This window comes from Salinispora cortesiana (assembly GCF_000484695.1).
GTDB lineage: Bacteria > Actinomycetota > Actinomycetes > Mycobacteriales > Micromonosporaceae > Micromonospora > Micromonospora cortesiana.
The window spans coordinates 20,316-41,758 of sequence record NZ_AXVR01000016.1 but is presented as its reverse complement, the minus strand read 5'-3'; the positions used below and the strand labels follow the sequence as shown (position 1 = coordinate 41,758).

17 protein-coding genes and 1 tRNA gene are annotated in these 21,443 nt (G+C 69.9%); 5 read left to right on the top strand and 13 right to left on the bottom strand.

Features of this window, described 5'->3' with window-relative positions:
- Nucleotides 1–15: 15 nt before the first annotated feature.
- From prfA to argS, 10 genes are all read right to left on the bottom strand, one after another.
- Nucleotides 16–1,104: a peptide chain release factor 1 gene (gene prfA, locus K228_RS0110020; protein WP_025618324.1), complete on the bottom strand. Its 1,089-nt coding sequence runs from the start codon at nucleotides 1,102–1,104 to the stop codon at nucleotides 16–18.
- Nucleotides 1,105–1,217: 113 nt separating this feature from the next.
- Nucleotides 1,218–1,442 (bottom strand): 50S ribosomal protein L31, encoded by a 225-nt coding sequence (rpmE, locus tag K228_RS0110015; RefSeq protein ID WP_025618323.1) that lies wholly within the window; start codon nucleotides 1,440–1,442, stop codon nucleotides 1,218–1,220.
- Between the two features lie 306 nt (nucleotides 1,443–1,748).
- Nucleotides 1,749–3,770: a transcription termination factor Rho gene (gene rho / locus K228_RS0110005; protein WP_080671568.1), complete on the bottom strand. Its 2,022-nt coding sequence runs from the start codon at nucleotides 3,768–3,770 to the stop codon at nucleotides 1,749–1,751.
- A gap of 293 nt (nucleotides 3,771–4,063) precedes the next feature.
- A complete protein-coding gene (gene thrB / locus K228_RS0110000; RefSeq protein ID WP_025618321.1) occupies nucleotides 4,064–5,008 on the bottom strand; it encodes a homoserine kinase in 945 nt (314 codons plus the stop codon).
- A 90-nt stretch (nucleotides 5,009–5,098) separates the two neighbouring features.
- The gene (locus K228_RS0109995; RefSeq protein WP_025618320.1) at nucleotides 5,099–6,340 is read right to left on the bottom strand and encodes an MFS transporter; all 1,242 of its coding nucleotides are present in this window, start codon (nucleotides 6,338–6,340) and stop codon (nucleotides 5,099–5,101) included.
- A gap of 115 nt (nucleotides 6,341–6,455) precedes the next feature.
- Nucleotides 6,456–9,764 (bottom strand): efflux RND transporter permease subunit, encoded by a 3,309-nt coding sequence (locus K228_RS0109990; RefSeq protein WP_025618319.1) that lies wholly within the window; start codon nucleotides 9,762–9,764, stop codon nucleotides 6,456–6,458.
- A 143-nt stretch (nucleotides 9,765–9,907) separates the two neighbouring features.
- Nucleotides 9,908–10,957: a threonine synthase gene (thrC, locus tag K228_RS0109985; protein WP_025618318.1), complete on the bottom strand. Its 1,050-nt coding sequence runs from the start codon at nucleotides 10,955–10,957 to the stop codon at nucleotides 9,908–9,910.
- Between the two features lie 39 nt (nucleotides 10,958–10,996).
- The gene (locus K228_RS0109980) at nucleotides 10,997–12,310 is read right to left on the bottom strand and encodes a homoserine dehydrogenase (RefSeq protein WP_025618317.1); all 1,314 of its coding nucleotides are present in this window, start codon (nucleotides 12,308–12,310) and stop codon (nucleotides 10,997–10,999) included.
- An 8-nt stretch (nucleotides 12,311–12,318) separates the two neighbouring features.
- Nucleotides 12,319–13,731 carry a diaminopimelate decarboxylase gene (gene lysA / locus K228_RS0109975; RefSeq protein ID WP_025618316.1) on the bottom strand — a complete coding sequence of 471 codons (1,413 nt, stop codon included), beginning with the start codon at nucleotides 13,729–13,731 and terminating at the stop codon, nucleotides 12,319–12,321.
- 57 nt (nucleotides 13,732–13,788) lie between these two features.
- The gene (gene argS / locus K228_RS0109970; RefSeq protein WP_025618315.1) at nucleotides 13,789–15,453 is read right to left on the bottom strand and encodes an arginine--tRNA ligase; all 1,665 of its coding nucleotides are present in this window, start codon (nucleotides 15,451–15,453) and stop codon (nucleotides 13,789–13,791) included.
- A 100-nt stretch (nucleotides 15,454–15,553) separates the two neighbouring features.
- Between argS and K228_RS0109965 the strand changes: the two genes are divergently transcribed.
- From K228_RS0109965 to K228_RS0109950, 4 genes are all read left to right on the top strand, one after another.
- On the top strand, nucleotides 15,554–16,375 hold the full coding sequence (locus K228_RS0109965; protein WP_025618314.1) for a thioredoxin-like domain-containing protein: 822 nt from the start codon (nucleotides 15,554–15,556) through the stop codon (nucleotides 16,373–16,375).
- A 13-nt stretch (nucleotides 16,376–16,388) separates the two neighbouring features.
- Nucleotides 16,389–17,054 carry a DUF305 domain-containing protein gene (locus K228_RS0109960; protein WP_025618313.1) on the top strand — a complete coding sequence of 222 codons (666 nt, stop codon included), beginning with the start codon at nucleotides 16,389–16,391 and terminating at the stop codon, nucleotides 17,052–17,054.
- Between the two features lie 252 nt (nucleotides 17,055–17,306).
- A complete protein-coding gene (locus tag K228_RS0109955) occupies nucleotides 17,307–17,999 on the top strand; it encodes a winged helix-turn-helix domain-containing protein (protein WP_033776722.1) in 693 nt (230 codons plus the stop codon).
- A gap of 93 nt (nucleotides 18,000–18,092) precedes the next feature.
- Nucleotides 18,093–18,167 (top strand) — tRNA-Arg (locus tag K228_RS0109950).
- A gap of 56 nt (nucleotides 18,168–18,223) precedes the next feature.
- Here the strand turns inward: K228_RS0109950 and K228_RS28235 are convergent.
- Both K228_RS28235 and K228_RS0109940 read right to left on the bottom strand, forming a co-directional pair.
- The gene (locus tag K228_RS28235) at nucleotides 18,224–18,394 is read right to left on the bottom strand and encodes a hypothetical protein (protein ID WP_155251568.1); all 171 of its coding nucleotides are present in this window, start codon (nucleotides 18,392–18,394) and stop codon (nucleotides 18,224–18,226) included.
- Nucleotides 18,395–18,607: 213 nt separating this feature from the next.
- On the bottom strand, nucleotides 18,608–19,579 hold the full coding sequence (locus K228_RS0109940; protein ID WP_025618311.1) for a helix-turn-helix transcriptional regulator: 972 nt from the start codon (nucleotides 19,577–19,579) through the stop codon (nucleotides 18,608–18,610).
- Between the two features lie 77 nt (nucleotides 19,580–19,656).
- On the opposite strand from K228_RS0109940, the gene K228_RS0109935 reads away from it, so the two are divergent.
- Nucleotides 19,657–20,391 (top strand): alpha/beta fold hydrolase, encoded by a 735-nt coding sequence (locus K228_RS0109935; protein ID WP_025618310.1) that lies wholly within the window; start codon nucleotides 19,657–19,659, stop codon nucleotides 20,389–20,391.
- A 67-nt stretch (nucleotides 20,392–20,458) separates the two neighbouring features.
- On the opposite strand, the gene K228_RS0109930 is transcribed toward K228_RS0109935, so the two are convergent.
- Nucleotides 20,459–21,418, bottom strand: coding sequence for a DNA polymerase domain-containing protein (locus tag K228_RS0109930; protein ID WP_245603441.1), 960 nt, complete (start codon nucleotides 21,416–21,418; stop codon nucleotides 20,459–20,461).
- Nucleotides 21,419–21,443 lie beyond the last annotated feature (25 nt).

Here is a 21,443-nt window from a genome sequence, read left to right as displayed (position 1 = left end):
GGCGAGCCGGTGGGGTCAGCGGCGGCCCAGGTCCGCGTTGCCCGCCAGCCGGGCTGCCCGGTCGGCCTCCGCCAGCGCCGCCAGCACGCCGTCCAGCTCTCCGGCCAGGGCCAGGTCCAGGTTGTACGCCGTGTAGCCGATCCGGTGGTCGGTGATCCGGTTCTGCGGGAAGTTGTACGTGCGGATCCGCTCCGAGCGATCCACCGTCCGTACCTGCGCCTTACGCGCATCGGAGGCGGCGGCGTCGGCCTGCTCCTGCGCCACCGCCAGGAGTCGGGCCCGCAGGATCCGCATCGCCTGCTCGCGGTTCTGCAACTGGGACTTCTCGTTCTGGCAGGAGACGACGATGCCGGTCGGCAGGTGGGTGATCCGGACCGCGGAATCGGTGGTGTTCACCGACTGACCACCGGGACCAGACGAACGAAACACGTCAATCCGAAGCTCGTTCGGGTCGACCGTCACGTCGATCTCCTCGGCCTCCGGCAGCACCAGCACGCCGGCCGCGCTGGTGTGGATGCGTCCCTGCGACTCGGTGACCGGCACCCGCTGCACGCGGTGCACGCCGCCCTCCCACTTGAGTCGGGACCACACCCCGTTGCTGCCCTCCGGCACTCCCTTGCTCTTGATGGCCAGCGAGACATCCTTCACGCCACCCAGGTCGGAATCCTGCGCGTCGATCACCTCGACCAGCCAGCCACAGCGCTCGGCGTACCGGGTGTACATCCGCAGCAGGTCGCCGGCGAAGAGCGCCGACTCCTCGCCCCCCTCCCCCGCCTTGATCTCGACGATGACGTCCTTGGCGTCGTGTGGGTCCCGCGGAATCAACAGCTCGGCGAGGCACTCCTCCAGCGCCGGCAGGGTCGCCGCAATCGCCTCAGCCTCGGCGGCGAAGGCAGGATCCTCGGCCGCCAGTTCCTTCGCCGCCGTCAGGTCGTCTCGGGCCTGCGCCAGCTCGGTGGCGGCCTTGTGCAGCGGCACCAGCTCCGCGTACCGGCGGCCGACTCGGCGAGCCCGGTTCTGGTCGGCGTGAATCGCCGGGTCGGCCAGCCGCTCTTCCAGCTCCGCGTACTCGTCCAGGAGGGTGGCCAGACGCTCGCTACTCATGGACAGCTACTCCTTCGACAACGGCGCTGGACGGCGACGCCCCGGAACCGGGGCGGAATACGGACAGCGCCCGCGCCCGGACAGGAAACCGGACACGGGCGCCGCGTTGGGCGTTACTTGCCCTTCTTGGCCTGAACCTTGGCGTACTTCTGCTGGAACTTGGCCACCCGGCCGGCGGTGTCCAGAACGCGCTGCTTACCGGTGTAGAACGGGTGGCAGGCGCTGCAGGTCTCCACGTGGATGGAACCGCCCTTGGCGGTGCTGCGGGTGGTGAAGGTGTTACCGCAGGAGCAGACGACCTCGGTGGTCACGTACTCCGGGTGGATGTTGGGCTTCATGTCGCCTCGGTCCTCTCGTTGGTGGTCGCCGGGTCGCCCGGCCGCGGGTGTACGCGGATCGGGCGTGAACCGGAACCAGTGGCCGACTAACCAGTCTGCCACGGGGGCAGGTCGGCTCGGCAGGCGGGCCGAACCGCGGCACTGGCAGCGCAAACGTCGGCCCGTACCACCGCATTCCCCGATCCGCCGCCGAGCATTCGCCCCGGCGGTCCCGTTCCGGGTACGCGCACAACCCGCCGCAGTCTCGCCGCTGTTACCGGCGCCGGGGCACGACCCACGCGGCCGCGCCCCGGGCCGACCTGGGGCTCACTCCCCGGGCGTCGACTTCGCAATCTGCATCAGGAACTCGATGTTGGTCCGCGACTGCTTGAGCCGGTCCAGTAGCAGGTCCAGCGCGGCCTGCGAGTCCAGCGCGTGCAGCACCTTCCGAAGCTTGTGGACGATGGCCAGTTCCTCCGGCGCGAGCAGGATCTCCTCCTTGCGCGTACCGGACGGGTGGATGTCGATGGCCGGGAAGGTCCGCTTGTCGGCGATCTTCCGGTCCAGCTTCAACTCCGCGTTGCCGGTGCCCTTGAACTCCTCGAAGATGACCGTGTCCGCCGTCGAACCGGTCTCCACCAGCGCGGTGGCGAGGATGGTCAGCGAACCGCCGTTTTCGATGTTGCGGGCCGCACCGAGGAACCGCTTGGGCGGGTACAGCGCGGTGGAGTCGATACCACCCGACATGATCCGGCCGCTGGCCGGCGCCGCCAGGTTGTACGACCGGCCGAGCCGCGTCACCGAGTCGAGCAGCACGACCACGTCGTGGCCCAGCTCAACCAGCCGCTTCGCCCGCTCGATCGCCAGCTCGGCGACGGTGGTGTGGTCCTGCGGCGGACGGTCGAAGGTGGCCGCGACGACCTCACCCTTCACCGACCGCTGCATGTCGGTGACCTCTTCTGGGCGCTCGTCCACCAACACCACCATCAGGTGGCACTCCGGGTTGTTGTGGGTGATCGCGTTCGCGATCGCCTGCAACACCATCGTCTTACCGGCCTTGGGCGGCGAAACGATGAGCGCCCGCTGTCCCTTACCGATCGGCATCACCAGGTCGATCACTCGAGTGGTGAGGATGTGCGGCTCGCTCTCCAACCGCAGCCGCTCCTGCGGGTAGAGCGGGGTCAGGCGATAGAACTCCGGTCGGCGCTTCGCCTCCTCCGGCTCCATCCCGTTGATGGTGTCCAGTCGGACCAGCGGGTTGTACTTGTCCCGCCGCTGCTCGCCCTCCCGCGCCGCACGCACGGCACCGGTGATCGCGTCACCGCGCCGCAGACCATACCGCTTGATCTGGGACATCGAGACGTAAACATCATTCGGCCCGGCAAGATAGCCGGTGGTGCGGACGAAGGCGTAGTTGTCGAGCACATCGATGATGCCTGCCACTGGGACGAGGACGTCGTCCTCGCTGACCTGGGGCTCCCGACCGCCATCGCCGTCCCGGTCGCCACGGCCGCGCCGACGGTCCCGGAAGCGACTGCGCCGGCCACGCCGACCGCCGCCCTCGTTCTCCTCCTCGCCATCGTTGTCACGCTGGCCCCGGTCGTTCCGGTCGTTCCGGTCGCCACGCTCGGCACGGTCGCCACGCTCGCCCCGAGCACGGTCACCACGCTCACCACGGTCACCACGGTCACCATGCTCAGCACGGTCGCCACGGTCGCCACGCTCGGCACGGTCGGCACGCTCAGCACGGTCGCCACGCTCGGCACGCTCAGCACGGTCGCCACGCTCGGCACGGTCGGCACGCTCAGCACGGTCGGCACGGTCGGCACGGTCGGCACGGTCGGCACGGTCCCGGCCACCGCGGCCCTCACCCCGCTCCCGGCGTTCGCCGGCCTCGGCACCCTCCGTACGCGTCTCGGCGCGGGCCTCACCGGCCTCACTGACTGCCCGACCACGTCGGCCACGGGCGCGGCCGGTGGTCGACGTGGTCGGCGTGGTTGTCGACGACTCGGCAGGACGCGACTCGGTCTCCGGCCGCTCGCCCGATTCCCAGACCTCCGCGTGAACCTCCCCCCGGGCAGGGGTCGCAGCAGCCGCAACCTCGGCCCGCGGTCGAGGGGTTCCGGTGGCTGCCCCGCCACTCTGGCGCTCGGTGATCGCGCTGATCAGCTCACCCTTGCGCATGCGAGCCGTGCCCGAGATGCCGAGCGACGCGGCCAGGCTCTGAAGCTCCGGCAGCAGCATCGCCGACAGACCTGTGCCGCTACGCCGACGACGGGTGGGAGCAGCGGTCGTGGCATCGCCAGCGACGTTGGAAACATCCGACGTCACGTCGGTGGTGTCGCTCAATGGAATCCTTCCCTCGATAGGCCGGGACTGCCCGGGATCGACAAACAGGTGGCCGGGCGGCCTCGGTGCACCCGCCTCGCATGGACGCGTCGCGGGAGATGGTGACACAGCAGCCGGTCGCCTTCCCGACTCACCGAGGTGATGAGGACGGGCTCGCCGTCTGCCGCGACCGGTGCGCACTGCGGTGCGGCGTGTCTAGGCAGGGGTGACGGGCAGACCGCCGACAGCTTCGGGGGTGCGCCGACCCGTAGGAAAATCGCGTGCTTCGCGGCTGTGCTAAGTCTAGAGCGTAATCAACTCTTCCGACCTGCGGCAACAGGATCCCGCTCCGCGTGTCCCAGTCTACCTCGCCCAACCCGGGCGCCGTGCACCTCTACCGGCAACGACCAAACCTGCCATTCTGGCCCCGTTTCCAGGTCGGCGGGGGGATCGCGCAGCGCCAGCACAGTCGGGCCGGCCCCAGACACCACCGCTGGCACATCCGCCGCGCGTAGCTCGGCAACCAGCGCGGCCGTCGCCGGCATGCTCTCGGCCCGGTAGTCCTGGTGCAACCGGTCAACCGTGGCCGGCAGCAACAGTTCCGGCGCGGCACCGAGCGCATGGACCAGCAGGGCGGCCCGGCCAGCGTTGTGCGCCGCATCCTGGTGCGGCACAGTGGCCGGCAGCGCGGCCCGCGCGGCGGCTGTGAGCCCCCGCTCCGTCGGCACGAACACCGTCGGCCGGACCCCGGCGGCGACCGGAAGCGACACCGCTCGGGCGCCCTCCGGCTCGGTCCACGCGACGGTGAACCCACCCAGCAGGCAGGGCGCCACATTGTCCGGGTGGCCCTCGAGCCGGGCCGCGAGACGGAGCACGGCCGCGTCGTCCAGCCGCTGCCGCCCGTCGCGCACCAACGCCCGGGCCAGCAGCACCCCGGCTACGATCGCCGCCGAGGACGAGCCGAGGCCACGCGCCTGGGGAATCCGATTGACGCACTCCACCGCCAGCCCCGCTGGCTGGCTGCCGCACTCGGCAAAGGCGGCCCGCATCGCGCCCACGACGAGGTGCCGCTCGTCGCTGGGCAGATCACCGGCGCCCTCGCCGACCACCTGCACGGTGACACCGTCAGCGGTAACCTCGGCACAGACGTCGTCGTAGAGTCCAAGGGCGAGCCCGACGGCGTCGAAACCCGGCCCCAGATTGGCGCTCGTGGCAGCGACTCGCACCCGGACCGGACCGGGCTTGAAGTTAGTGGACACGCGCTCATGCTAGGACCGCGCACCGACGTTCCAAACCACCGCCCCCGGCCCGACTGTCGGGAAGATAGCGGGCGGAGAACCCTCGGCAGGTCAGCGCAGCGCCGACTCCGAATCGGCGACCGGCCCGGTCAGCGAAAGGCGGCGGGTCGCCACCCGCCAGCCGATCGCGTAGACCAGGGTGACCAGACCGCCACCGGCCAGCACCACCCGTTCGTCCACCACGTCGATCACCGATGCCACCACCAGCTGGCTCACCGAGATGGCAAGGGTCGCCAGCATCATGTCGGTGGCGAAGACCCGCCCCCGTAGCCGATCCGGGACCTCGCCCTGGAGGGCGTAGTTGGACATGACCCAGTTACTGCCCCCGGCGAAGTGCGCCACAAAGACCAACGCGAGCACCAGCGGGAACCAGTTCACCACCGAGGTGCCCAGATAGGCCAGCCCGTACAGCGACATGGACAGTGCCAGGCCCGGCAGCAGCCAGGCCCGGTTGCCCAGGACCCGTCGCATCAGGATCGGACCGACCAGAGCCCCCGCCCCACGTACCGCGAAGAGCAGACCGGCACCGATCGGGCCTGCCCCATAGGTCGCTGCCAGCAGGGGAAAGACCGTCAACACCCCATTACCGAGACCGACCGCCGACTTCACCGTCACCAACGCCAGCACCCGGGGCCGGTGGCCGATGTAGCCGAGCGCCTCCCGAACAGCCGCCCAGGTCGGCTGTACCGGCCGGTCCCGATCTCGGGGAGCCTGCAGCGGCCGACGGATCATCCCGGCCAGGACCGCCGCCAGGACCAGGCCGCCGGCGGCGACCCAGAAGGCGACGTACGGTCCGGTGGCGCTGCTCAGCACACCACCCAGCGACGCCCCGACAATCGTCATCGTGCCCCACGCCGAACCCGCAACCGCATTACCCGCAGCCAACTCGTCCCGGTCCAGCACGTTTGGCAGCGCGGCCTGGGCGGCCGGCGAGTAGAACGCCTTGGCTACCGCCACCACCCCGATCCCGACCAACGCCAGCCAGGCGGTGTTGGCATCGCGTACGCCGAGCAGCAGCAGGACGCCGACCAGCGCGGCGATGTTGGCTCCGATCATGATCCGGCGACGGTCGAACCGGTCCGCGACCGCCCCGGTGTACGGCAGCAGCAGCGCCACGATGCCGGTGTCCATGGCCAGCAGCAGCGCACCCCACACGCCGCTGCCGGTCAACGCCGGCAAGAGCACCAGCAACGGCACCATGACGAACCAGTCAACGCCGAAGACCATCAGCTCGGCCAAGAGCAGTTTGCGGAAATTCCGGTTACGACGCAGGACCGAGAGGACGGACGGCATCCCCGAACCCTATCCACCGCCGTGCCGCGCTTCGGTCATCGTGCGGACAGCAGGGGCCCGGAAACGGCGCGGACGCCCTCGACCAACTGTCGAGGGCGTCCGCGGGCCAGGGCCGCTACTCCGCCGGCGGAAGCGGCGAGGTACGGCTTCTGGGCAGTCGCAGCACCTCAAACTGGTCGGTTCCCTCAACCAGCGCCGGCGAGGGCGTCGGTTGTTCGGACGCCTCCCCGGTGGTGGTGGCGGTGGCGCCTGGACTTGCCGGCTCAGCCGCACCCGGCTCGGTGGCCGCCGGGGAGGCCGCACCGGGCCCGCTGGCCGCCGGCGCAGCCGAGGTGGACGTGGCGACCGAGGTCTCGGCCACGGCCCGCGTCCCCCGCCGACCGGCCCGCCAGTCCCGGATCGACTCCTTGGCGTGCTCGACCATGACGTACAGGGTCGGTACCAGCACCAGGGTGAGCAACGTCGAGCTGAGTAGACCACCGATCACCACGATCGCCAGGGGCTCCGAGATGAAACCGCCCTCGCCGGTGAGGCCGAGGGCCATCGGCAGCAGCGCGAAGATGGTCGCGACCGCGGTCATCAGAATCGGGCGCAGCCGACGCCGGCCGCCCTCGACAACCGCCTCCCGGACCCCCAGGCCCTGCGCCCGGTACTGGTTGACCAGGTCGAGCAGGACGATCGCGTTGGTCACCACGATGCCGACCAGCATGAGAACACCGATCAACGCCGGTACGCCCAGCGGGGTACCGGTAGCAAGCAGCAGCCCGATCGCGCCGGTCGCCGCGAACGGCACGGAGACCAGCAGAATCAACGCCTGAGTCAGGCTACGGAAGGTCACAACCATGATCAGGAAGACGATCGCGATCGCGGCGAGCACCGCCAGCCCCAGATCAGCGAAGGCCTCCTCCTGGTCCGCGCTGACCCCACCGATGACGAAGGTGGCCCCGGGGACATCGATCGCGTCCAGCCGCTCCTGCAGCTCCTGACTGGTCGCGCCGAGGTCGGAGCCGGTGGCCGTGCCAGTCACCGAGACGCTGCGCGCACCGTCGATCCGGGTGATCTGCTGGGGGCCGAGAACCTCACTCACCTCAGCGATGGCGCCCAGCGGGACCGCACCGACCGGCAGCGCCCGCAACTGCTCGATGGACACTGGCGGCTGGGCGGTTTGCAGGACCACGTCCCGCTGCTGGCCCTCGATCGTCAGCTGCCCCAGCGGGGCACCCCGGAAGACCTGCGCGACGAGCTGCCCGACCGTCGCCTCGGTGAGCCCGGCCGCCGCCGCCTTCGCCCGATCAACCTTGACCTCGACCTGCCCGACCTGGGTGGCCACGCTGGTGGTCACATCCTCGACGCCGGGCAGCTCCGTCATCGCCGCCGACGCCGCGTCGATGGCCTGGGTCCGGGTCGCCGGATCGGTAGCCTGTACGACCACCTCGAGCTGATTCGCGGCGGCACCGCCCTGCCCGGCCCCGAACCGGAACTCACCCGCCTCGGCACCGAACCCGTCGAACTTCTCGCGCAGGACAGCGCGCATCTGCTCGGCGTCGGTATCCACGAGGGTAAGCGACCAGGTCGCCACGTTGTTGCCGCCGGAACCGGCAAACGGGTTGCCCCCGGCGCCCGCCGTCACCTGGTAGGTCTCGATGCCCTCGGTCTCGGCCAGCACCTCCTCCACCTGTTGGGCCGCCGCGTCCGTTCCGGCCAGTCCGGTGCCCGCCGGCAGTTCCTGGGTGATGGTCATCGTGTCCTGGCCGGAGTCGTCGAGGAAGTTCGTCTCCAGTTGGCGGGAGAGGCCGAACGTGCCGAAGAGGACCAGGACGCCGAGGCCGAGGGTGATCCATCGGGTCGACCGCTCGCGGGTGGCGAAGCCGATGACCGGCAGGTATGCGCGCTGCAGCGGACTACGCAGCTCCTTCTCCTCCGCCGCCCGGCGCACCGCCGCCTCGCCCGCCGTCTGGCCGGCCGGTTGGAGGAACCAGTACGCCAACACCGGAATGAGGGTCAGCGACACCAGCAGCGAGGCGAGGAGCGCCACCGTGACGGTGATCGCGAACGGCGCGAAGAGCTGCCCGATGAATCCACCGACCAGCGCGATCGGGGCGAAGACGGCGACCGTGGTGAGGGTGGAGGCGGTCACCGCACCGGCCACCTCGCGGACCGCGGCACGGATGGCCTCCTGCTTGGACTCGCCGTACTCGAGATGTCGTTTGATGTTCTCCAGCACCACGATCGAGTCGTCGACGACGCGGCCGACGGCGATGGTCAATGCGCCGAGGGTGAGCAGGTTGAGTGAGTAGTCACCGATCCAGAGCGCAATGAGCGCGACCAGCACCGACAACGGGATGGAGACCGCGGTGACGACGGTGGAGCGCACCGAGAGGAGGAAGACCAGGATCACCAAGGCGGCCATCACAAGGCCGATCAGCCCCTTGGTGGCGAGACCCTTGATCGACTTCTCGACGAAGGGGGCCTGGTCGAAGACGACGGTCAGCTCGGCGCCGGAGGCCGTGCGCAGCTCCGCGAGCCGGTCCCGGATCTCCTGGGAGATCTTCACGGCGTTCCCGTCCGGGGTCGCGGTTACGGCGATGCCGAGGCTTTCCTGGCCGTTGGTACGCGTGATCGCGGTGACCGGCGTGAGCCGCTCCTCCACCGTCGCCACGTCGCCGAGGCGCACCGGGGCAGCCGGCGCCACGGTGAGGATGAGACCACGCAGTTCGTCGAGGGTGCCCAGCGGGGTGCCGACCTGCACCGGGAGCGTCTGCTGGCCGTCCACAACCGCGCCGGCCGGAATGGCGACGCCGTTGGCCCGCAACGCCCCGCCGAAGGCGCTGGGCTGAATCCCGGCCGCCGTGAGCTTCGCCACATCCGGTGTGATCACCACCACCTCGTCGCGGGCGCCCGTCAGGTCGACCGTACGGACGCCCTCGATCGCGGCCAGCTCCGGCAGGACCGTACTGCGCAGCTGCTCGCCGAGCGCCCGCTGGTCGGCATCGCCGGAGGCGGCGAGCACCACCGCCGGCAGGTCATCCGTGCCGCCGGCAATGACCTGCGGGTCAACCCCGTCCGGCAGCTCGACGACCCGGTTGACCGCGCTCTGCAGCTGGTTGACCGCATCATCCACATCGGTACCGAACTCGTACTCAACCTGGATGGTCGCCGACCCCTCGCGCGAGGTGGAGGTGATCTTCTCCAACCCGGTGACGCCCTGCAGGCTGTTCTCGATCGGCGCGGTTACCTGTGACTCAACAGCCTCCGGACCGGCGCCCGGATAGGCCGCCACGATAAAGGCGGCCGGGAACTCCAGCGACGGCAGGAGTTGCTGCTTCAGCGACGGTACGGCGAACGCTCCGAACACCGTGGTGACCACCGCGACAAGGGCTATCAGCCCTCTATTGGCAAGACTAAATCTGGCGAGCAGCGACATCGGCTGGGCTCACTCCTGATGCGGGAAAATTGGGTGCGGGTGAGTCGAGTGTCCCGTACTGGTTCTACACCGGTACGGCGGGGTTCGGCTCGGCACCCCGCGAGTTCGCTCGCCGGTACCGCGGGCGAGCCCAGCCCCGGCCCTCAGGCCAAATCGAGCGAACGGGCCGCAGCCAGGGGGTCATTGGCGATGGTCACCGGCGCCGGGGCGGTCGAGATCGCCCACTCCGGGTCTTTCAGGCCATGACCGGTAACCGTGCAGACAACCGTCGAACCCGGCGGCACCGTGCCCGCGGCGGCCTGCTGGAGCAGTCCCGCGACACTCGCGGCGCTACCCAACTCGACGAAGACCCCGACCTCGCGAGCGAGCAGCCGGTACGCGGTCAGAATCTCCCGGTCGGTGACCGCGGCGATCAGACCGCCCGAGGCGTCCCGGGCATCCAGCGCTCTCGGCCAGCTCGCCGGATTACCGATCCGGATCGCGGTGGCGATCGTGGCTGGTTCCCGCACCGCCTGGCCGGTGACGATCGGCGCGGCGCCAGCGGCCTGAAAACCATAGAGTTTTGGGGCCCGGGTGATATTTCCGGCCGCCTGTTCCTCCGAGTAGCCGAGCCAGTAGGCAGAAATGTTCCCCGCGTTACCGACCGGCATGCAGTGGATGTCCGGCGCCGCGCCGAGCGCCTCGACGATCTCGAACGCGGCGGTCTTCTGGCCGTGTAGACGATCCGTGTTCACCGAGTTCACCAGGGCCACCGGATAGTCCTGGGCGAGCTTGGCGGCCAACGACAGGCAGTCGTCGAAGTTGCCGCTGACCTGGAGCAGTCGGGCACCGTGCACCAACGCCTGGGCGAGTTTGCCCAACGCGATCTTGCCCTGTGGCACCAGCACCGCGCAGGTCAGGCCAGCTCGCGCCGCGTAGGCCGCGGCCGAGGCACTGGTGTTGCCGGTCGAGGCGCAAATGATCACCTTGTTGTCGGCCTCGACCGCTTTGGAGACCGCGACGGTCATCCCCCGATCCTTGAAGGAGCCGGTCGGGTTGGCGCCCTCGACCTTCAGATAGACCTCACACCTGGTCCGCGCCGACAGCACCGGCGCCGGCAGCAGCGGGGTGTTCCCCTCGTGCAGGGTGACGACCGGGGTGGCCGCCGTGACCGGCAGCCGATCTCGGTACGCGTCGATAAGACCCCGCCACATGTCCTCTCCTCCGCCTCTCCCGGTCCCGCCCGGACTGAGCTATGCGCTGCCCTCGACCCGCAGCACGCTGGCTACCGACCGGACCGCGTCCAGCCCGCGCAACTCCTGGACCGTCGCGGCGAGTGCGGCGTCCGGCGCGACATGGGTGACGATGACCAGGTCGGCGTCCTCGTCCCGGCCGGCCATGCCGCTGCCCGCGGCGCCCTGCCGAACCGTCGCGATCGATACATCGTGCTGCGCGAACACGCCCGCCACCGCCGCCAACACCCCGGGTCGGTCGGTCACGTCGAGGCTGATGTGGTAGCGGGTGAGCGCCTCCCCCATCGGCCGCACCGGCAGGTCGGCGTAGGCGGACTCACTGGCCGCCCGGACCCCGGCCAGCCGGTTGCGGGAAACCGCCACCACGTCGCCGAGCACCGCGCTGGCGGTCGGCGCCCCACCCGCACCCGGCCCGTAGAACATCAGCTGCCCCGCCGCCTCGGCCTCCACGAACACCGCGTTGAAGGCGTCGCCCACGCTGGCGAGGGGATGGGTGAGCGGAATCATCGCCGGATGCACCCGTACGCTGACGGTCTCCCGGCCATCTGCGGCGATACCCCGCGCCGCGATGCAGAGCAGCTTGATGGTGCAGCCCATCGCCTTGGCGCTGGCGACATCGGCGGCGGTCACCTCGGTGATGCCCTCCCGGTGCACATCCGCCGCGCCGACCCGGGTGTGGAAGGCCAGTGAGGCGAGGATCGCCGCCTTTGCCGCCGCGTCGAAGCCCTCCACGTCGGCCGTCGGGTCAGCCTCGGCGTACCCCAGATCAGTCGCCTCGGCCAACGCCTCGGCGAAGCCGGCGCCGGTGGTGTCCATGGCGGAGAGGATGAAGTTGGTGGTGCCATTGACGATGCCGGTCACCTGGGTGACCCGATCCCCGTGCAGCGACTCCCGCAGTGGGCGCAGCAGGGGAATCGCGCCGGCCACAGCCGCCTCGTAGTAGAGGTCGCCCCCGCCCTGCGCCGCCGCGTCGTGCAGCGTCCCGCCGTCCTCGGCGAGCAGCGCCTTGTTCGCGGTTACCACGCTCTTACCCGCCCGCAGCGCCTCCACCAGCCAGCTCCGGGCCGGTTCGATGCCGCCGACACACTCGACCACCACGTCGATGTCGTCCCGTTTGACCAGGTCGAACGGGTCAGCGGTGAAGACGGCCGGATCGACCGGCAGCTCCCCCCGGTCCCGGCCGATCCGCCGGACGGCAATGCCGGCGATCTCCAGCGGGGCACCGATCCGGGCGGCGAGATCGGCGGACTGCGAGTGCAGCAGCCGAACCACCTCGCTGCCGACCGTGCCGCAGCCGAGCAGCGCCAAGCGCACAGGTGATGTCATCCCACATCCAAAGCGAGCAGATCCTCTTCGGTTTCCCGGCGGACGATCAGGCGAGCCCGACCGTCGCGCACCGCGACCACCGGAGGGCGCGGCACGTGGTTGTAGTTGCTGGCCATGCTCCGGCAGTACGCGCCCGTGCCAGGCACGGCGACAAGATCTCCGGGCTGCACGTCGGCGGGCAGGAATTCATCCTTCACCACGATGTCCCCGGACTCACAGTGCTTTCCCACAACGCGGGCAAGCACCGGCTCGGCGACGCTCGCCCGGGACGCCAGGGTCGCCGAGTACGACGCGTCGTAGAGCGCGGTTCGGATGTTGTCGCTCATGCCGCCGTCAACACTCACATAGCAACGACGCCCGTCGGCCGCATCCCCGCCGGCACCGACCGGCACCGACTTGACCGTGCCCACCTCGTAGAGCGTGAACATGGCCGGGCCGACGATCGCCCGGCCCGGCTCGATCGACAGGTGCGGCACCGCCAGCCGCTCGGCGGCACACTCCCCGTCAACGATCTTGCGTAGCCGTTTCGCCAGGTCGGCCGGCGTGGCCGGGTCGTCCTGCGAGGTGTACGCGATGCCGAAGCCGCCGCCCAGGTCCAGCTCCGGTAGCTGCACCCCCCGCGCGTCGCGGATCTGCGCCTGGAGCGCCAGCACCCGGCGGGCGGAGACCTCGAACCCGCTCGCGTCGAAGATCTGCGACCCAATGTGCGAATGCAGACCGCGTAGCTCCAGCACGCCCTCGTCGAGGATGCGCAGCACAGCGGCGATCGCCGCGCCGTCCGCCAGCGAGAAACCGAACTTCTGGTCCTCGTGCGCGGTGGCGATGAACTCGTGGGTGTGCGCCTCCACGCCGACGGTGACCCGCACCAACACCCGGGGACGGACGCCCCACTCGCGAGCCAACGCGGTGAGCCGGTCGATCTCGTGGGATGAGTCGACGATGATCCGCCCCACCCCGACCTCCACCGCCCGGCTCAGCTCGGCGGCCGACTTGTTGTTGCCGTGGAAGCCGATCCGCTCCGGCGGCATCCCGGCCGCCAGCGCGGTAGCCAACTCGCCCCCGCTGCACACGTCCAGGTACAGTCCCTCCTCGGCAACCATTCGGGCCACCGCCCGACAGAGGAAGGCCTTACCGGCGTAGTAGACATCCTCGGTCGGGAAGGCGGCACGGAAATCCCGACAGCGGCTCCGCAGGTCCTCCTCGTCCAGCAGGTACACCGCGGTGCCGAACTCGGCCGCGAGATCCCGCACCGAGCAGCCTGCGACGGCGAGCGCGCCGTCGGCCGCCCGGCTGACGGTACGCGGCCACAGCCCGGGCAGCAGGGCGTTCACGTCCCGCGGGGCACGCAGCCATGCCGCCCCCTGGCTGCCGATCTCCCCGTGCAGGGCACCGGCCTCGTGTGCACGCATTACTTATCTCCGCTTCCCGACTGCGGGGCTCGCAAGCTCACTCCTCGCGCTCGCATGTCACATCCGCTCTGGGGCCGCGACGCCGAGCAGCCGCAGACCGTTGGCGATGACCACGCGGGTGGCGTCGTTGAGCCAGAGCCGGGCGCGGTGCAGGTCGGTGATCTCCTCGTCGCCCCGTGGCAGCACCCGACAGTTGTCATAGAAGCGGTGGTACGCCCCGGCCAGGTCCTCCAGGTACCGGGCGATCCGGTGCGGCTCCCGCAGCTCGGCGGCGGTGGCCACCACGGCGGGGAACTCAGCCAGCGCCTTCAACAGCTCGTTTTCCTTGTCATGGTCGAGCAGCTCGGGGTGGAAGTCCGCCGAGCCGCCCCGGGACAGCCCGACCTCCGCGGCATTGCGCCCGACACTCGCCGTACGTGCCGCCACGTACTGCACGTAGTAGACCGGGTTGTCGCGGGTGGCCCGGGTCCACAGCTCGATGTCGATGTCGATCGGCGAGTCGGTGGAGTAGCGCGCCAGCGCGTACCGGGCGGCGTCCACACCGATCGCGTCAACCAGGTCCTCCAGGCTCACCACGGTGCCGGCTCGCTTACTCATCCGCATCGGGGCCCCGTCGCGGACCAGGTTGACCATCTGCCCGATAAGGATCTCCAGGTTGCGGCTCGGGTCATCGCCGAAGCAGGCGACCATCGCCTTCATCCGGCCCAGGTAGCCGTGGTGGTCCGCGCCGAGCATCAGCACGACCCGCTCGAAGCCACGCTCCCGCTTGTCCAGGTAGTAGGCACAGTCCGCGGCGAAGTACGTCCACTCGCCGTCGGACTTGCGCAGCACCCGGTCCTTGTCGTCGCCGAAGTCGGTGGTGCGCAGCCAGGTGGCGCCGTCGGCTTCGAAGATGTGGCCCTGCTGCCGTAGCCGCTCCAGGGTGAGCTCCAACTCGCCCCGGTCGTGCAGGTCCTTCTCGTTGAAGTAGGTGTCGAACTCCACGCCGAAGTCACGCAGCGACGACTTGATCTCAGCGAACATCAACTCGACGCCCTCGACCCGGAACACCTCCCGGGCGGCGGCGTCGTCGAGCGCCAGCACGTCCGGCCGCCGGGACTGGACCTGCTGTGCGATCTCCGCGAGGTACGCGCCGGCGTACCCGTCCTCCGGCGGCGGCTCCCCCTTCGCGGCGGCCAGCAGGGAGCGGGCGAACCGGTCGATCTGCGAACCGGCATCGTTGAAGTAGTACTCGGTCGCGACCGCAGCGCCGGTGGCGCGCAGTAACCGGCTCAACGCGTCACCGACCGCCGCCCACCGGACGCCGCCGATGTGCACCGGGCCGGTCGGGTTGGCCGACACGAACTCAAGGTTGATCGACTGACCGGCGAGCCGGCCACTACGGCCGTACTCCGCGCCGGTCTCGACGATCACCTGGGCCAGCTGGCCCGCGGCGGCCGCGTCGAGACGGATGTTCAGGAAGCCCGGGCCGGCGACCTCCACCGACTTGACCCCCACGGCCTGGCCGAGCTGCTCGGCCAGCGCAGCGGCGAGTTCCCGCGGCGGGACCCCCACCTTCTTGCTGAGCTGCAGGGCCAGCGTCGAGGCGTAGTCCCCGTGCTCGACGTTGCGGGGTCGCTCCACCGCGGTCTGCTCCGGAAGCGTGGAGCGGTCCAGGCCCCGCTCGGTGAAGACGGCGTGGGCTGCGGTGAGGACGACCTCGGCGAGTTCTGCGGGAGTCACCGAACCATGCTATCGGGGGTAGACTCAGTCCCCGCGGCGGCGACCCAGCATGTGACCCCAGCCCGCCAGATCCCCCGACCGACCGACCTGACGAGGCACGATGAGCATCAGCACCCCGGGCGGCCCGGAACGCCACCCGACCGTTGCCAGCACCACGAAGAAGTCAGCCGGGGGCAGACCGGCCAGTGGCAAGCCCGGGTCCGGCAAGCCAGCGGGGGGCAGACCGGGGTCCGGCAAAGCAGCGGGCGGCCAGCGCGGTGGCAAGAAGCCACGCAAGCCGATCACTCCGGTCAAGGTGACCCAGGAACGCAACTGGGGGCCGATCGCCCTTTTCGTCGCCGTCGGCGTGATCGCCGTCGCGATCGTTGGCTACGGCGGCTGGGCGACGTTCCAGGGCTCCAAGCCGTGGGACGAGCGGGCGAACGAGATCTCCGGCATCGTCAACTACCGCGAGAAGGACCCGGAGTTGGTCGCGGGCGGCAACCACCAGCAGGGCTCGATCCAGTACTCCGTCCTGCCCCCGGTCGCCGGCCCGCACAACGACGCCTGGCAGAACTGCATGGGCGACATCTACGACGCCCCGATCGCCAGCGAGCACGCCGTGCACAGCCTGGAGCACGGCGCGGTGTGGATCACTTACCAGCCCGACCTCGACGCCGGCCAGGTCGAGAAGCTGGCCGAGCGGGTACGCGGCAACGAGAAGCTCTTCCTCAGCCCGTACGAAGGCCTGGACAAGGCGATCTCGCTCCAGGCCTGGGGCTACCAACTCAAGGTCGACAACGCCGACGACGGTCGGATCGACGATTTCATCAAGACGCTGAGGGTCAATGCCTCCGTCGAGGGCCCGACCGCCCTCTGCGCCCAGGGCGTCACCGCCGTCGGCACCACGCCGCGGGACCTCGGCCCGCAGATGCCGCAGTAGTTAAGGAGCCGGGATGTCCGCCCTCACGACCCTCGAAGACAAGCCAGACGGGGCTCCGCCCGCCGACAGCGCCCGTCGCCCCGCTGCCCAGTTCGGCACGGCGGTGGTGGCGATTGCCATCGTGATCGGCCTCCTGCTCGGTTACGCGGGCGGCCTACTCACCCCCGACCTCAATCGGCCGGGGGACACCTCCGCCGAGGCGGGTTTCGCTCGGGACATGACCACCCACCACGCCCAGGCGGTGGAGATGGGGTTGATCGCCTTCAAGCACGGCACGGACCGGGAGGTCCAGACGATCGGTAACGACATCGCGCTTGGCCAGCAGGGTGACATCGGCATCATGCAGGCCTGGCTGCGATCGTGGGAGCTGGACCCGACCGGCTCCGAGCCCCGGATGGCGTGGCTGCCGGACGGCACCGAGATGATCCGCGACGGGCTGATGCCGGGGATGGCGACCGCGGAGCAGATGACACAGTTACGGGAGGCCCGGGGCACGGAGTTGGATGTCCTCTTCCTCGAGCTGATGATCACACACCACATCGGCGGCATCCACATGGTTGATGCGCTGCTCGAGCAGAGCGACGAGAAGGACGTGGTCCAGACCGCGCAGACCATGAAGAACACCCAGCAGACAGATCTGACCAACCTGCGCAACGCACTCGAGCGCATCCGGGGCTGATCGGGCGGCTGGGCCGTCCTGCGACCCGCACCACCACCGGGTGGTGCGGGTCGTTTGTCATGGTCAGAGGTGCGCTCCGCGGGCCCGCCGAGTCGGGGTCCCACCCAGCGCGCCAGAGCGGGACCGACTAAACCCAGCTGACACGGTAAGTCCGATTCGCGAGGTTGCTCACCTTGCGGGCGAATACATCTCAAAGAGAAGTTTCTCCGCACATATCGTGACCAGTTGCGATTCGTGCTCGTTGCGTAAGACGTGGGTGTTGCACTGAGAGACGCACGGCGTTCGGTCACCAGCTGGTGCCGGCGCCACACAATCGGCGGTGACGGGGCGGTGGCGGCCGTCCGTCGCGGAGTGCGGCAGAGCGAGCCAGGAGCGCTCAGCCGCGAACAGGAACTCGAGCTGATCGACACCTTGCGGGGCAGCTACCCCGACGCGTTCGGCTTGGACGAGGAGCTCTGGACGCGACAGGGTCTACACACCCTCATCCAGAACCGGTTCGGGTTGCCGCTCGACCCCGGTGCCGTCGGGGCGTACCTGCGGGCGTGGGGACTCGGCCCACGGGAGCCACGCGAGCGCGCCTGCGGGCTCTGTGTTGGCGCGGTGGAGCGCTGGGTACGCACCGAGTATCCAGCGATCATCAGGGCCGCTCAGGAGCACCTGGCCGACGTGCACTGGATCGGCCGGATCCGGCTCCGCGGCACGATGCCGGCGGCGGACATCATCTCCGCGGTCTCATCCCGAGGGCGGGTCCAATTCATGGTCACTACACCGTCGGTGGACCCCCCGCTCCCCCGCGACTTTGTACTCCGACTCAGCGGAGCGGAGCAACGCACCGTCCACCTGATCGTGGACGGCTCGTGGCCCCGCAATGAGTGGCCACGTCGGCTACCCCGCCGCATCTCGCTGCACCCATTGCCCAGCTGCGGTCGCGCCGTCGCCGCATGACCCAACTCGGCCGGGCGCGGGCGACTGGAGCGTATCCGTGCATACCGATTCGGTGATCGCGGAAAGAGTTTGCTACTCTTCTCCGGTCGCTGAGCCCCCGTAGCTCAGGGGATAGAGCACCGCCCTCCGGAGGCGGGAGCGCAGGTTCGAATCCTGCCGGGGGCACCATCGATAGCGAGAGCGAAAGCCCTCTGACCAGACAAACCAGGTCAGGGGGCTTCGTTTCATGTCCGGCCATGCCTGGCCGTCCTCAGCAGCACCTCGACGGAGCGCCCTGCCCACTCAGCTACCTGCGTCGGAGGCACGCCCCCGTTGAGCCACGTCGCGGTCATGGCGTCGATGCCGCCGAGGGCGTACGACTCGAGTTCGTAGATGTCGCCGGAGGGTGCCGGCATCGATCTGGACTTGGCCGGTGCCCTGGTGGTTGTTGACGGTCCACCGGCCGATTCCTGCACAGTTCTGCGACATGCCCTGCCGGGGGCCGCCATCAAGAGGCTGTGACCACTCGAGTCGCGCAGTCAGGGCCAGCAACCCAGGCCGACAGCCACACCGGAATCCGGAACGGACCCGTGCGATGCCGTCGGCATCGCCCGGGTCGCGCTATCCCGCTACGACGGCTCGTTCGCCACCCGGTCTGCGGCTGCCGTGAGCTGGTCAGCCAGGTTCCTCAGCGCCGGCCGTAACTCGTCGGGGCGGCGGATGGTGAAGGGCCATTCCAGTGCGGCCAGCAACCGGGCCATACCGTCCAGGCGCTCGGCCCGCGCGTGCAGCACGACACCGGCGACATCTGCCTCGAGCGTCACGGCGGAGCGCGGCAGTCGGCGGGCGACGTCGTCCAGCGGTCCGTGGATGAGGACTTCGACCTCCCAGCGGTACGGAACACGAGCCAGCGCCGACGTCAGATGGGTGACGGGGTCAAAACCGTCAGGCACCGTGAAGGTCTGCGTACCAGTTGCCAGCGAAGCGATCCGGTCGATACGGAAGGTTCTCAGGCTGTCGTACCGGTGGTCGCGTCCGACCACATACCAGCGGCCGCGATGGAAGACGACACCGTAAGGGTCGAGGTCGCGTTCGGTCTGTTCCTGTTGCCAGGACAGGTAGCTCATCCGGACGGCCGTGCGGGCGCGCGACGCCTGGGCCAGGGTCAGCAGCACATCCGTCTCGGGCGCCTGTGCGGTCACCGCGTTCGTCGTGAAGGACAGGGTCTCTCGGATGGCGGCCAGCGGCTCCCGCAGGCCGCGGGGGAGGACCCGTTCGACCTTGGCCAGGGCACCCGAGTGCGCCGGAGTTGTCATGCTCATGCCCAGCCACTCCGCGGCGAGCAGTCCCACGACAACGGCGAGGGCCTCGTCGTTGGTGAGGACCAAGGGCGGCATCCGATAGCCGCGGGCCAGGCGGTAGCCGCCGTGGCGGCCCCGTTCGGCCGCTACCGGGATCCCGAGATCGCGCAGGTGTGCGGCGTAGCGACGGACAGTTCGGACGTCAGTGCCGAGCCGGTCGGCCAGTTCCCGACCAGCAAGCCGCGGGTGCGACTGCAGGAGCTCCAGCAGGGTCAGGACGCGGGTAAGCGGATGAGACATGGGTCACTCACCATATCCGGGCGAGATCTGTCCTGTATTGATCCTACGCTTGCGACACCTCAGGTCAGGGAGATGACATGGCTACCTTCGTACTCGTTCCCGGCGCCTGGCTCGGCGCATGGGCCTGGCAAGACACCGCGCACGCCCTAGTTGGGCGCGGGCACACGGCGCTACCGCTGACGCTGACCGGCCTCGGCGAGTACGCCGACCGTGGCACTCCGGCGACGAACCTGGAAACCCACATCGCAGACATAGTCGACTTCATCACGCGACGTGACCTGCACGACGTCACCCTGGTCGCCCACAGCTACGCGGGCGCTCCCGTCACCGGAGCAGCCGCACGACTCGGTGAACGACTGAAGCGAGTGGTGTACGTGGACAGCGCTCCGTTCGCCCCGGGCATGTGCATGCTCGACCTCATGCCACCGGAGGCCGCCGACCAGCTGCGCCAGCAGGTCGCAGCGGATGGCGAGGGGTGGCGACTACCAATGCCCCCGGTTGAAGTTCTGGGAATGTCCAGCAGCCTCGACGGACTCGACCAGAACAAGCGGGAGCTGCTGCGGGCGCGGGCCACCGCCCAACCATTCGGGACCTATGAGCAGCGGCTCGCTGGCTCAGCCGAACCCCACCACGACGTCGACCGGGTCCTGGTCGCGTGCAACGACTTCCGGGAGTTGTTGCACGCCGGCGCACCGGCTCTGGCGTCCCTCCACGAGCCGCCGTGGCGGCGTTTCGACCTGCACACGGGGCACTGGCCGATGTTGTCTGCCCCCGCTGAGCTCGCTGGCGTCCTCGATGTGGCCGTCAGCTGACAGCGAAGCCGGAACGCGGTGCGGCATTCGAACGGCGTCGGATGCCCGACGGTCACCACGACGGCACTCAGCCGGCGGCCCGCCGGACACGGGCCCGACGCTTCCCCTCCTGCATCGCCTGCACCCGAGCCACCGGGATGGTGCGCCCCTCGGCGATCAGTTCGGCCGGGAGCCGTTGCGCCGGGGGCATTCCGTCCGCCCACGGGTCCCCGGTGGCGACCAGGGCGGGCGCGGTCTGAATCGTGAAGTCGGCGGGCGTGACCGAGGGCAGGACGTCCCAGGGCACCGGGAACGAAACCGGCACGCCCGGCCGTAGCCTCGGGCTGTACGCGGCCACCACCGTCGCCCCGCCAGCTCGGGTGGAGTCGATGAATACCTTCCCACTCCGATCCTCCCGGATGAAGGCGGTCGTCGCGAGGTCCGGGTCGAGGCGTGCCGCCCGAAGCGCGAGCGCTCGGGTGGCGGCGGCCAACTCCTCCGCCGTCGCCTCCGCCGTCACCGGCACGAACACGTGCACCCCCTTGGCGCCGCTGGTCTTCACCGCCCCGGCAAGCCCGGCACCGGCGAGCGCCCGTCGGACCAGGAGGGCCGCGGCCACCGCCGTCTCGAACGGGGCACCCTCCGGCGGGTCCAGGTCGAGCACGAGGTGGGTCGGGCACTGCAGGTCGGCGACCGTGGCGACGGTGGGGTGGAACTCCACCGCCCGCTGGTTGGCGAGCCAGAGCAACGTACGTCGGTCGCCGCAGAGGGCGTACGAGATCTCGCGGTGCGACGCCGCCGCCCACACCCCGGTACGAGGAACCCAGTCCGGGGTGTACTTCGGCAGGTTCTTCTGCATGAACGGGGGCTGCCCGGGGCGTACCCGCATCACCGACAGCGGCCGTTGCCGCAGCTGCGGCAGGATCCGTTCGCGCACCGCGTCCAGGTAGTTCACCAGGTCGCGCTTTGTCGCGCCCGCCCCGTCGAACAGCGGCTGATTCAGGTTAGTCAGTGCGACCCCGTCCCGGGTCTCCTCGACCTTGCCCATCGGATCACCCTGCCGGCAGCGGAGG

Bases quoted from the DNA above. Each gene is read 5' to 3' on its own strand.
- rpmE (WP_025618323.1), bottom strand. From the start codon at position 1,442: ATGAAGCCCAACATCCACCCGGAGTACGTGACCACCGAGGTCGTCTGC.
- prfA (WP_025618324.1), bottom strand. From the start codon at position 1,104: ATGAGTAGCGAGCGTCTGGCCACCCTCCTGGACGAGTACGCGGAGCTG.
- K228_RS0109960 (WP_025618313.1), top strand. From the start codon at position 16,389: ATGTCCGCCCTCACGACCCTCGAAGACAAGCCAGACGGGGCTCCGCCC.
- K228_RS28235 (WP_155251568.1), bottom strand. From the start codon at position 18,394: ATGCCGGCACCCTCCGGCGACATCTACGAACTCGAGTCGTACGCCCTC.
- lysA (WP_025618316.1), bottom strand. From the start codon at position 13,731: ATGCGTGCACACGAGGCCGGTGCCCTGCACGGGGAGATCGGCAGCCAG.
- K228_RS0109935 (WP_025618310.1), top strand. From the start codon at position 19,657: ATGGCTACCTTCGTACTCGTTCCCGGCGCCTGGCTCGGCGCATGGGCC.
- K228_RS0109990 (WP_025618319.1), bottom strand. From the start codon at position 9,764: ATGTCGCTGCTCGCCAGATTTAGTCTTGCCAATAGAGGGCTGATAGCC.
- K228_RS0109940 (WP_025618311.1), bottom strand. From the start codon at position 19,579: ATGTCTCATCCGCTTACCCGCGTCCTGACCCTGCTGGAGCTCCTGCAG.
- K228_RS0109965 (WP_025618314.1), top strand. From the start codon at position 15,554: ATGAGCATCAGCACCCCGGGCGGCCCGGAACGCCACCCGACCGTTGCC.
- K228_RS0109995 (WP_025618320.1), bottom strand. From the start codon at position 6,340: ATGCCGTCCGTCCTCTCGGTCCTGCGTCGTAACCGGAATTTCCGCAAA.
- K228_RS0109930 (WP_245603441.1), bottom strand. From the start codon at position 21,418: ATGGGCAAGGTCGAGGAGACCCGGGACGGGGTCGCACTGACTAACCTG.
- thrC (WP_025618318.1), bottom strand. From the start codon at position 10,957: ATGTGGCGGGGTCTTATCGACGCGTACCGAGATCGGCTGCCGGTCACG.